Genomic DNA, 12,494 nt, shown 5'->3' with positions numbered 1-12,494 from the left:
TGCGGGGTTTTTATTATTCAGCGATAGCAATTCGCTCTACTGGATATCGCTATCTCTTATTACAATGACCAATTAATAAGTCGCGCTGTTGTCTTCAATGATCACCATATCGATGGTTTCATCTTTAGGTACGGCTTTTGGCGTGGCGGGCTTACTAGGCTCGGCAGCATCTGCTTGAGTGTTTGCAGTCGAACTGTTCTGACTTTCAGCAGGTTTATTGATGGTTGGCGGCGGCGTAGGTTCAGTTGGACGAATTGGCTCAACTGGCGTTACGGTTCTTGGCTGACGGATTGGCGCTGTTTGAGCCGTATCGTTGTTCTGTGTTGCACGGCGCTCAGCAGCACGTTGGGCGCGTTGCTCATCCATTGCAGTTTTAAATACAGAACCTGCCATTACATCTGCAACAACAGTAATCAAAGCAGGCTGACCCGCAATACGCGTACGCACTTGACCGCCTTGAGTACCGACGATGTAAGTGAAAGCGTCATCAACGAGCATATTGTTATTGATACGGATATTGTCTTGCGCTAAACGCGATTGTAGACTTGGCTGATTATTGGCCGCTTGTACCTGACTGGCTTGATACAAGTCTTCACTTGGTAGCGTCATGCTGACACTTGCTTGACAAGTGGTCATGCCGTTCTCATTGGCTTGTTGCAAGATGGCAGCGTTTTGAACGTCAATGACAACGCCATTGGTTTTTTCGCTAACCACACCGTTTGCTAAACTGATTTCAGCATCATTTGCATAATTGGCAGCCAATGACTGTGCTTGTTGATTGAGCGTATTTTTCAGAGCTGACTTAAGGCGATCTTGCACCATAGGATCATCACAACTGATCGCAGGCGCAACGCTATTTTCAGCATCGACCGTCTCTTGTTCTGTTAGCTCTGCCTGCTCAGTAGTGTCTTCTTTATCTGAGCGATCACAGCCTGCAAGCGCCAAACCACATACCAATCCAATCCCAGCAACTTTATGCCACTTGCTCAAACTTATATTTGCTACGCTCATACTAACTCTACTCCCAATTTACAGGTTCGTACCGCCACTGACTGACAGTGTTCAACATTCAAATCGCAACGCTAGCTGCTACAGATATGAAAACCACATTATTATACGGTGTTTAAATCAAATGGTCATTAGTGTAGCCCATGGATATACAAATAGTGCCCCTTATTATGGGAAAAACCTGCGTTTGGTTGCAAAAACATAACAAACATTGTCAAGTTTAGTCCCTAAGAAGTCATATTTATAAAACTACGGATTGCATCACAGTTTTTGTTAGACGTCATTGATATGACGCTATATGATTGGGCATAAAATCATCGATAATTGGTGCATATGATAAATTTTAGAGATACATTATTACTAGGTCATCGAGGCGCACGCGGTGAGGCGTTAGAAAATACCTTTTCAGGCTTTCAATACTCTCAAAATCTTAAGTCAAAAGGCTTAGCAGGCGTAGAATTTGATATACAACTAAACGCTGACGGTCACTTAATCGTATTCCATGACGATGATTTAGAGCGTATGTGCGGTCGGCAATCACGTATTGATCAGTTAAAACTGACTGAGATTCAGTGCCAATTGCAGTTTGGCCAACCTATTATGACATTGGCGAGCATGGCACCTGCGCTTAGCGGGTTTAACGTTATTGAGCTTGAAATTAAGACGCATAGCCGTACCAACTACGCGGTGTTGATTGCAGCGCTTCGGCAGGCATTTATTGATACACCCCTTGCCAGCTTACCAGTTGTATTGACGAGCTTCGATGTCGAGTTACACAACCGTTTGCAACGTCACAAACTATTATCTCATATGCCTCGCGGCTTGCTTATTCGTACGCCAGAAGCGTTGGCAAGCGCGACCAACACCGCATTGCAACTCGGCTGTATTCAACTGGGCATTCATTATCCGCTTTTGACCCAAGCCGTCATCAAGCATAGCCACCGTTATGGATTGCCCGTAAGTGCTTGGACGGTTAATGATATTCCCACCATTGAGCAGCTCATCAAATGGCAGACCGATGTCATCATTACGGATTTTCCAAGTCATTTGCTGTTGCCTTAACCGAGTTATCCGTACTTTTTTGATATTTAATCATTTTTTCGATAAACGCATTCTTTTCTACATATCTACCCTTCTTGTTACATTTCTCCTTCATGTCTGATAAGTCACTCGTATTTTTGATCAATACATTCTATAATCCATACAAGTTATTGTTATTTAGCAATATTTTTATAGTGTATAAGTGTTCACTTTACACGCTTTTTAAGGTACTATGGTGGCTTAAATTAATACCGTTAGGGATATTATATGATTGCAAAAAAAGCACTTGGCTTACCGCTTAAAGGCTTACGTTTCGCTATCAAATCTGGTGATACGCTTGTAAAGACCGCCAGCACTCAAGTAACGCGTTTTAAAACTCGTTTCGATGAGAAAAAAGCGCAAATGGCGCTTGATGAGCAGCCTGTTGCAAAACGCAATTATGCGAAAGCTTCTGAGCAAGCGGATCTTTCTGCGCAAGAGCAAAGCATTGATATGCGTGAGTTTGAATTTACCAAAGCACCAATTAACTGGATTCCAGCGGCTATTTTAGTAGCGACGCCAATTGCTGCTGCTGTGATTACGCCATGGTATCTATGGACTCATGAAGTTAGCGCTCCTGTTTGGGGTGTGTTTGGTGCCTTTATGGTATGGACAGGTATCAGTATCACGGCGGGTTACCATCGTCTGCTATCGCACCGTGCTTACAAAGCGCACCCTATTGTCAAAAACTTTTTATTGTTAGGTTCAACCTTAGCCGTACAAGGCTCAGCGTTTGATTGGGTTTCTGGACATCGTACTCACCATCGTCATGTAGATGATCGTTTGGACGATCCGTATTCAGCACAGCGTGGTTTTTGGTTCAGCCATATTGGTTGGATGCTACGCAACTACCCTAGCGGCAAGTTCGACTACAAAAACATTCCTGATTTGACTAAAGATAGAGTCTTACAAATTCAGCATAAATACTACGGTCTATGGGTAGTTGCCATGAACGTTGGTATGGTTGCCGCTATCGGTTGGTTGCTTGGTGATGTTTGGGGTACGTTGGTTATCGCAGGCCTACTACGTTTGGTATTGACGCATCACTTTACGTTCTTCATCAATTCGCTATGTCATATGTTTGGTACACGTCCTTATACGGATACTAATAGTGCTCGTGATAACTTTTTCTTAGCTATCTTTACGTGGGGCGAGGGTTATCATAACTATCATCATTTCTTCCAGTATGATTATCGTAATGGCGTGAAATGGTGGCAATATGATCCAACAAAATGGTTGATTGCTGGTTTATCAAAAATCGGTTTAACGACGGATTTGCGTACTGTTGATGATACGACTATTAAGCATGCCGAAGTGCAAATGCAGTTTAAGAAAGCTCAGCAGCAAATCGATACAGCAGCAGTAAGCGGCATCGATCTTCCTCATGCGATGAAGAGCTTCCAAGACCGCATTAAGTTTGAATACGATGCATTTAAACAAACTGTCGAAGAATGGCAATCACTGAAAGCTCAAACTATTGAAATGAAAAAAATAGAATGTGCTGATCGCTTACGTGAAGTTGATGATAAGCTAAAGCATGATTATGCGAAAATTGAACAGAAAATCCTTGAGCATAACAGCAATCTAAAAACTGCCTTCCGCTCTATTGGCGCGAATGAAAAAGCTGCTTAATTAACCTCTGATTTGTTTTATAATTTTGAAGCTTCTCCATCCCCCTATCCGTCCTAGATAGGGGGATTTTTTTGCTTATAATTTGTCGCTTATGTCACTACAGCTACTTCTAATGACCTTATTATCATAATAGATGGTCAAGTACATTGGCTGAACCATTGCCAGCTCCAACCTAAAAGCAATAACAATCACATTCATCACATTCAATTACTTAAAGACAGATAATTTTATTTTTTGGTCAGATATTACAAGAGACGGACAGAGTGCAACGATGCCATATGAGAGCTATGCTATAGTGACATTCTCACTTTTATAATTTAATGGAAACGGCCTGTATGCGTTATCAAAACACTTACGTCAACCTAGACACGCGCCTTTATCATGAGCAGCCACCGACACCACTAGACAATCCTCGTGCCGGTCACTTCAATAGTCAAGTTGCACAGCAGTTGGGCTGGGCCGACGATGAGGATCTGATGACCAATTGGGTTGAGATATTGGGCGGTCAATACGTGCCAGCTGATTTCAAACCATTATCGATGGCCTATGCTGGTCACCAGTTTGGACAGTGGGCTGGGCAATTGGGCGACGGACGCGGTTTGCTCATGGCACAGGTACTCGATAATGATGGACAGCCACAAGACTTGCACCTCAAAGGCGCTGGCTTGACGCCCTACTCACGCATGGGTGATGGACGAGCAGTCTTACGTAGTACTATTCGCGAATACCTGTGCGGTCATGCATTGACCCAGCTTGGCATCCCCTCATCTAACGCATTGGGGTTTGTGGTATCTGATACGAGAGTGCGCCGTGAGCGTATCGAAGCAGGTGCAGCGTTGATGCGTGTGGCTGATAGTCATATTCGTCTCGGTCATGTCGAGTGGATTGCCAGCTTCGCCCCTGATGTACTGGGTGAGTTCACCGACTATATGATTGACACTTATTATCCAGAGTGCCGTGATAGCGAAGCGCCTGTCTTAGCTTTTTTGACCGCAGTGGTCGAGCGTACGGCCCGTATGATTGCTGATTGGCAATTGATTGGCTTTGCTCATGGTGTGATGAATACAGATAACTTATCTATCACGGGCAGTACTTTGGACTTCGGGCCGTTTGGCTTTATGGAGCGCTTCAATCCTGCATGGATTAATAATCATTCTGACCATACGGGTCGTTACGCTTATCAGAATCAGCCTGCTATTGGGCATTGGAATCTAAACGTTTGGCTGCCACACTTTATGCGCCTAGAAGGCGTTACTCGTGAGACTCTTGCTGACTGCCTAGCGCCTTACGAAGCAACCTTTATGCAGCATTATCAGCAAGGTCTGTGCCGCAAGCTTGGCTTACCGCATCAAAGAGAAAGTCTCAGCTTAGCCTTTGAATGGTTGACACTATTAGAAGACAACTTGCTCGACTATACCAATAGCTTCCGCGCCCTACTCGGTTTGGTCGCACCAGCAGATTATCCTTATGAGCAAAAGCTACTGACTACCATGACCACTGAATTAAGCGATGATGCGCAGCAAGTATGGCAAGACTGGTCAGCACGTTATCTGGCGCAGATCGAGCAGCTGCCACTTGAACAGGTAGTTAACGACATGACAACCACCAATCCTGTCTATGTCCTTCGTAATAGCATGGCGCAGCGTGCAATTACTGCCGCAGAGCAAGGCCAGTTTGAAGAAGTTGATCGAGTTTTTCGTTTATTAGCCAATCCTTACAGCGTGCAAGATATCGCTAATGATTTAGATAGCAGTGCGCCTGCGCCTGATACACCGCAGATGCCTATTAGTTGCTCATCTTAGTAGTTGCCCGTCTTAACACCTTTCAATTCTGTAATATTTTGAAATATTATGAAATTAAGGTTGATATCCAACTGCATTTTTTGGCATTATCAACGAGATAAATAACGAATATCATTTTATTATATTATTCGCACAATTCACCGTTGTTGACTAGGCAGTGAATTGGCAATAATGCTAGAATGAATATTTTAGCTGGTTTGCTTTTTTGACCTGATCTTTGATCGTCGACCATGATTCTGATGGTCGTGAGTCGTTTAACGTCTTTATCCCTTTCAATTATTATCATTCAATGATCTTTGGAGGGTTAGACGTTGTTTTTTATCACCATTTAATTTATTCCAATTTATTCCAACCATGGCAATTATTATGAATGACGATACCACTTCGAATACGGATAACCTCAGTACAGAAAAAGAGCAGTTTGAACAAGCTGCCTTACATTACCATGAGTTTCCACGCCCAGGTAAAATTTCGGTAACCCCTACTAAGCAGCTAGCCAACCAACGTGATTTAGCACTCGCCTACTCTCCAGGTGTTGCTGTACCTTGTCTTGAGATCCAAAGAGATCCAAAACTTGCGTCTAAATACACGGCACGTAATAACCTCGTTGGTGTTATCACTAACGGTACTGCTGTATTGGGTCTGGGTAATATCGGTCCATTGGCATCGAAGCCAGTCATGGAAGGTAAAGGCGTTCTATTTAAGAAGTTCGCAGGTATCGACGTTTTTGATATTGAAATTGCTCAAAATGATCCAGACAAATTCATCGAAGCGGTTGCCTCCCTTGAGCCTACTTTTGGTGGTATCAACCTAGAAGACATCAAAGCACCAGAATGTTTCAAAATTGAGCGCGTACTACGTGAGCGTATGAACATTCCTGTGTTCCATGATGATCAACATGGTACGTCAATCATTGTTGCCGCAGCCATGCTAAATGCTTTGTTGATCACTGGCAAAAAAATCGAAGAGATTAAAATTGTTTGTTCAGGCGCAGGCGCAGCAGCCATTTCTTGCCTAGATATTATTTGCGCGCTTGGCGTTAATAAGAACAACATTATTGTTTCAGACTCACGCGGTATCATCAGTACTAGCCGTGAAAACCTTGATGAAACCAAACAACGCTATGCTCGTGATGTTACGGCTACTTCTATCGAAGAAGTCATGGACGATGTCGATATGTTCCTAGGCCTATCAATGCCAGGTACACTATCAGAAGATATGGTTCGCCGTATGGCAAAAGACCCTATCGTCTTTGCACTTGCCAATCCAACACCTGAAATCATGCCAGAATTGGCCCATGCGGTACGTCCAGACGTCATCATGGCAACGGGTCGTTCAGACTATCCAAACCAAGTAAACAACGCGCTATGCTTCCCGTATATCTTCCGCGGTGCATTAGATGTTGGTGCAACCACTGTTAACGAAGAGATGAAAGTCGCCTGCGTAAAAGCAATCGCTGCGATGGCACACGTCGAAGCCACTCCAACTACCAGCGCTAGAAACATCGAAAAGATGCAGAGCTTTGGTCGTGACTACTTAATCCCAGGCCCTCTAGAACCAAATCTAATCATTGAGATCGCATCTGCTGTGGCCAAAGCAGCGATGGATTCGGGCGTTGCCACGCTACCGATCGATGACATGCAAGCCTATCGTCAGCGTCTATCTGAGTTTGTTTATAACTCAGCGTTTGTGATGAAGCCAATCTTTGCTCGTGCTAAAGCCGATCCAAAACGTATTGTGTACTGTGAAGGTGAAGACAACAACGTCTTGCTTGCTGTACAAGTGGTCGTTGATGAGAAGCTAGCACAACCTATTTTGGTTGGTCGCCCTTCAGTTATCGAAGCCAATATCAAAAAACTGGGCCTACGTCTAAAAGCTGGCGAGAATATTACCATCGTCAACGTTGATGACGATCCTCGCTACAAAGACTACTGGCAGGGCTACTACGAGAAGAACAAACGCCGCGGTGTAAGCATTGAGCTTGCGCGTCGTGATGTTCGCCGTAAGACGACTTTGATTGGTTCTTTGCTGGTCGAAAACGGTGCGGCAGATGGCATGGTATGTGGTACCTTTGGCCATTACCAATTGCATCTAAAATACGTTGAAAGCGTCATTGGCAAAAAACAAGGTATGAATGATTTCTATGCGATGAATGCGGTACTCATGCAAGATCGTAATATCTTTATTGCTGATACCTATGTCCATGAAGACCCAACGGCTGAACAATTGGCTGAAATGACTGTCTTGGCAACAGATCAATTACGTCGCTTTGGTATCACGCCACGCGTTGCGCTAGTGTCTCATTCTAACTTTGGTGCTTCAGATCGTGCCAGCGCTGTCAAAATGCGTAAGGTTCATGAGCTACTAACCAATATGAATGTCGACTTTGAATTTGAAGGCGAAATGCAAGGTGATGCCGCGCTTAACGAAAATATTCGTCTAAACGATATGCCATCAAGCCCGTTAAAAGGTGCAGCGAACCTGCTTATCTTGCCAACCCTTGATGCCTCAAATATTGCTTTTAACCTGCTCAAAACAGCAACTGGCAGTGCTTCTGTTGGCCCTATCCTATTAGGAACTAATAAGCCGGTACACATTTTGACGCCATCAGCGACAGCACGTGGTATTGTCAATATGACTGCACTGACCGTTACTGAAGCTCAAGACCTAGAAAACGAAAAATAGTCATATACCATACCCAGTATGAATGCACTGTATCGGTTCAATATAATTTGGATACAAGGAAGCCGAGTGAAAGTACTACAAATAGTAGACTGAGCGAGGCTGACACCCTACCAAATTTGTAGAGGATTGATTATATTAAGAAGGGCTCTGTCATCCATTGACAGAGCCCTTCTGCTATACTAAAACCAGTCAATGCAACTTATAGAGCATTGGCTGGTTTTTTGATTCATAAAAATTGAGCTAGTGATATAAAGCTCGATAATAACAAGAGGCTTCTATGCAAATTTATCTCGTAGGCGGTGCTGTACGCGATCGACTGCTTAAACGTCCTATCAAGGACAAGGACTTCGTCGTCGTTGGCGCTACTGTGGCAGAGATGATTGATGCAGGGTTTCAACAAGTGGGCGCTGACTTTCCTGTGTTTTTGCATCCGACCAGTCATGAAGAGTATGCATTGGCACGCACAGAGCGCAAGCAAGGCTCAGGCTACAAAGGTTTTAGCGTACATGCCAGTCCCGATGTCAGTCTAGAGGATGATTTGCGCCGTCGTGATTTAACCATCAACGCGATGGCAATCGAAGTTACCAGCTTAACCGATGATACCCCGATTAATGGACAAGTCATCGACTACTATGGCGGACTACAAGACTTAAAAAGTAAGACATTGCGTCATGTGTCCAGTGCTTTTAATGAAGACCCATTACGTGTACTTCGAACAGTACGCTTCTATAGCCGTTACTACGATTTGGGCTTTACCATCGCGGATGACACTTTAACGCTGATGCGTCAATTGGTCGATACAGGAGAGCTGACTCATTTAAGCGCCGAGCGTATCTGGCAAGAGTCAAGCCGTGCAACTATGCAACTATCACCGCAAGTCTACTGGCAAAAACTGTTTGAAATTGGTGCACTCGCAGAGTATTTCGCGCCTTTGCATCACGCTTGGGACAATATTCAAATAAGAGAAACAGTGCAGACAGCGTTATACTTTGCAGGACAGATGCATTTAAATTTATCGCAGCGTTGGGCACTACTAATGACTAGCCTGTCTTCATCACTATTTACTAGCGAAAACTCTGATTCTACGTCTAACGTATCAACCGCTATAAAAAATATTAACGCTATCGGTAATAAAGCCAAAGTCCCAAAAGCACATACTCAGTTCGCAATTTTATTCGCTCAGCAAGCTGAAAAACTAAGCACAATAAACAGTCTAAATGCGGCTGAAAAAATCGATCTAATCCAAGCCTGCGGTGCGCATAAGGAGCCTGACAAGCTCTCTCAACTGCTAGTGTGCAGTCATGTGTTACAGCTAGCAACACAGCATCGCCAAATGATGTTAGCACTAAACAGCTTTCACGCCATCGGTATGACTGACATTGCGCCAGACCTTAAAGGCCCGGCTATTGGTGCAGCCTTACGCCAAAGCAGGATTGAACACTTGCAAGCGCAACAATGATATAGACAAGCACCTTAGAGAAAAAAGTAATATTGCTATGAACCAAGAACTTAATGCCTACCAAGCAGAAAATATAAATAACCAAACGCCAGTGATGCTTGTCACAGGTAGTGCTAGGCGCATTGGGGCAGCTATTATTAAAGCGGCTCATAGGCAAGGTTACCGCGTTATCATTCATTGTCACCGTAGTGAACAAGACGCTAATGACTTAGCTGATGATCTGAACGACATCCGTGCTAATAGTGCAAAAGTTATCGTTGCTGATTTAACGATAGTCAACGATGGAGCGGCTTTAGACAGCTTTGTTGGAAGTATTATAGAGGCGTTTGGACAGCTTGATGTACTGGTGCATAATGCCTCACGGTTTTATCCTAGCCCGCTCGGTAGTATCAATGATGCACAGTGGGATGAGTTGCTTTTGACCAATGCGAAAGCCCCTTTACTATTAAGCCAAGCCCTATTACCTTATCTAAAGCAACAACAAGGCTGTATTATCAGTTTATTGGACATACACGCACATGATAGACCGTTTAACCACTATACTGTCTATAACATGGCAAAGGCTGCGCATCGAATGATGGTACAGTCGCTAGCGCTAGAGATGGCGCCAGAAGTACGGGTCAACGGGGTTGCTCCTGGGGTCAACATTTTACCTGACCCTACTAGCGACCAAGCTATTGATAATGAGCAACAACAAAGTATCATCGACGCTATCCCTATGAGGCGCATAGGCCAACCTGATGAGATTGCTCATAGCGTACTGTATCTTGTGCAGGCAAATTATGTCACAGGAGAGATCATCACCGTGGATGGAGGCCGTAGTCTAACCATAGCTGGTGGTTACCTGTAATACAAAAATATGGTTCAATAAAAAATATCTTGATTACTGCCTATCTTTTACTTGAAAAATTAAAAAAATCAGGTATCATTGTGCGTCTAACGTTAGGGCCCATAGCTCAGTTGGTTAGAGCAGAGGACTCATAATCCTTTGGTCGTAGGTTCAAGTCCTACTGGGCCCACCAAATTCAAACCCTTACAGTCATTGACTTGTAAGGGTTTTTTATTGTCTAAAATTTATGTAAATGTACGGATGTAATTAATTTTTTGATACTATCTTGATACTTTGACCCTTGTAGTAATTAGAGTATGATGACTACTAACACTATGGTTATGTACTGCTGCATGGGTGATATATGAAAGTTAAACTTACCAAAAAACTTATTGATTCAATAGACTATACCGCTAAAGGTACTGAAATCTATATGGACGATGTACTAACTGGATTTGCGCTACGTGTAGGTAAGCAGTCTAAACGCTATACATTGCATAAGCGCATTAACGGAAATCTGTATAGAGACGAAGTAGAAGAAACGCATCTAATTACGCTAACCGAAGCACGTGAAAAAGCCAGCATAATGATGGCTAACATCAAAAAAGGCATGCATGTTTATGACGGGCTTCATGAGAACCTAGAAGATCCGAAGGATAAGACCAATAATGTGCCAACACTGCAAGAAGCTTATGACTACTTTAAATTAATGAAGACTGGTTTAGCTGAAGGCACTATTACCACTTATGACCGTCAAATACTAAATAAGCTGAAAGACTGGCTAAATATCTCTCTAAATGATATTACTAAGTCAATGATAAGTGATAAACATAAGGAGATAAGCAAGCATAGCGAAGCTCAGGCTAATGCAACTATGAGAGCTCTGAGATCAGTTTGGAATTATTGCCATGATAGCTTTTTAGATGATGACGAAGACTTTTTAATCAAAGAGCAACCTATACGCATACTTAATGCAAAGAAAGATTGGAATAGAGTTAAGCCACGTACCAAACATATCGAAGAAGAATATTTAGGTACGTACATCAAAACGCTTTTAAGTTATGTTGATAGAAGCTCACATATGCAAGCGCCTCATAGCAATAATGCACGAGATATCATGCTACTTTTTATGTTTACTGGTGTGCGTTTAAACGAAGCCCAGTCTTTAAAGTGGTCTGACATTGACCTTAAAGCGGGCAGGATAATATTCAAAGATACCAAAAACGGTTCTGATTATCATATGCCTACTAGTAATATTCTACAGGCTCTACTTGAAGAGAGGTGGAGAATGAGTTCTGGTAAGCAATGGGTATTCCCAAGTGACTTGCAAGCTAGTGATGACCATATAAAAGATTTAAGTGGTAGTTATAAGGCCATAGGTAATCAAGCAAACCTATATATTACACCACATGATCTGCGTCGTACTTTTGGAACGGTAGCCAATAGCTTAAATATCAGCTATCCAGTCCTTAAACGATTGCTCAATCATCGTGAAGCTAAATCAAGCGATGATGTTACCTTACAGTATGTGCAGGTGTCACAGCGGCAACTAAGAGACGCTTTAAACTCAATAGAAGCTTTTTATTGTAAGCATGCTGGCATGACGCAAAGTGAATTTATAGAAGAGCTTATATAGAACAGTGATAAAACCATCATTAGATTTATACATAGAACAAATATATTCCACAGCGAGCCTTTCCCAAACTTTGTGTAACTGCTTATAATCCACTAACAGGAGAATAAGCAATGACGACTCAATCTGACATTAAAAAACTGGCCGAGCAAATGGCTGGTAGCATGAACAGCTTCGATGACATCAAAGACTTTCAGAGGCAGCTCATGCAATCTTTTATCGACACCGCACTTGAAGCCGAGATGGAAGACCACCTCGGTTACCCCAAGCATGAGAAAGCAGATAAACCAAACAAGCGCAACGGACACACTAAAAAGACCGTCCGCAGTGATACAGGCGATCTTGAAATCTCTACCCCAAGAGACC

General features: G+C 43.1%; 9 protein-coding genes and 1 tRNA gene. 9 read left to right on the top strand and 1 reads right to left on the bottom strand.

Features of this window, described 5'->3' with window-relative positions; genetic code table 11:
• Positions 1–72: 72 nt before the first annotated feature.
• A complete protein-coding gene (locus JMX63_RS06620; protein WP_201571688.1) occupies positions 73–1,011 on the bottom strand; it encodes a hypothetical protein in 939 nt (312 codons plus the stop codon).
• Between the two features lie 330 nt (positions 1,012–1,341).
• Here JMX63_RS06620 and JMX63_RS06615 point away from each other — a divergent pair, with 330 nt between their 5' ends.
• The 9 genes from JMX63_RS06615 to JMX63_RS06575 form a co-directional block, all read left to right on the top strand.
• Complete coding sequence (locus JMX63_RS06615; RefSeq protein WP_102078003.1) at positions 1,342–2,070, top strand: glycerophosphodiester phosphodiesterase; 729 nt, start codon at positions 1,342–1,344, stop codon at positions 2,068–2,070.
• A 471-nt stretch (positions 2,071–2,541) separates the two neighbouring features.
• Entirely contained in the window at positions 2,542–3,720 is a 1,179-nt protein-coding gene (locus JMX63_RS06610) for an acyl-CoA desaturase (RefSeq protein WP_180952617.1), read from the top strand.
• Positions 3,721–4,055: 335 nt separating this feature from the next.
• Positions 4,056–5,522 (top strand): protein adenylyltransferase SelO, encoded by a 1,467-nt coding sequence (locus JMX63_RS06605; protein ID WP_102078005.1) that lies wholly within the window; start codon positions 4,056–4,058, stop codon positions 5,520–5,522.
• 366 nt (positions 5,523–5,888) lie between these two features.
• Entirely contained in the window at positions 5,889–8,207 is a 2,319-nt protein-coding gene (locus tag JMX63_RS06600) for an NADP-dependent malic enzyme (protein WP_102094503.1), read from the top strand.
• Positions 8,208–8,484: 277 nt separating this feature from the next.
• Positions 8,485–9,666 carry a tRNA nucleotidyltransferase gene (locus tag JMX63_RS06595; RefSeq protein ID WP_102078007.1) on the top strand — a complete coding sequence of 394 codons (1,182 nt, stop codon included), beginning with the start codon at positions 8,485–8,487 and terminating at the stop codon, positions 9,664–9,666.
• Between the two features lie 37 nt (positions 9,667–9,703).
• Entirely contained in the window at positions 9,704–10,516 is an 813-nt protein-coding gene (locus tag JMX63_RS06590) for a pteridine reductase (RefSeq protein WP_102094502.1), read from the top strand.
• 95 nt (positions 10,517–10,611) lie between these two features.
• Positions 10,612–10,688 (top strand) — tRNA-Ile (locus tag JMX63_RS06585).
• 171 nt (positions 10,689–10,859) lie between these two features.
• The gene (locus JMX63_RS06580; RefSeq protein ID WP_201571686.1) at positions 10,860–12,131 is read left to right on the top strand and encodes a tyrosine-type recombinase/integrase; all 1,272 of its coding nucleotides are present in this window, start codon (positions 10,860–10,862) and stop codon (positions 12,129–12,131) included.
• Between the two features lie 110 nt (positions 12,132–12,241).
• A partial coding sequence (locus JMX63_RS06575; protein ID WP_201571685.1) for a transposase occupies positions 12,242–12,494 on the top strand: 253 nt, incomplete at its 3' end.

Origin of the sequence: Psychrobacter nivimaris (genome assembly GCF_904846365.1) — a bacterium.
Lineage (GTDB): Bacteria > Pseudomonadota > Gammaproteobacteria > Pseudomonadales > Moraxellaceae > Psychrobacter > Psychrobacter nivimaris_B.
Note: the sequence above shows the minus strand (reverse complement) of the source record. Positions and strands in the feature narration are given on the sequence as shown.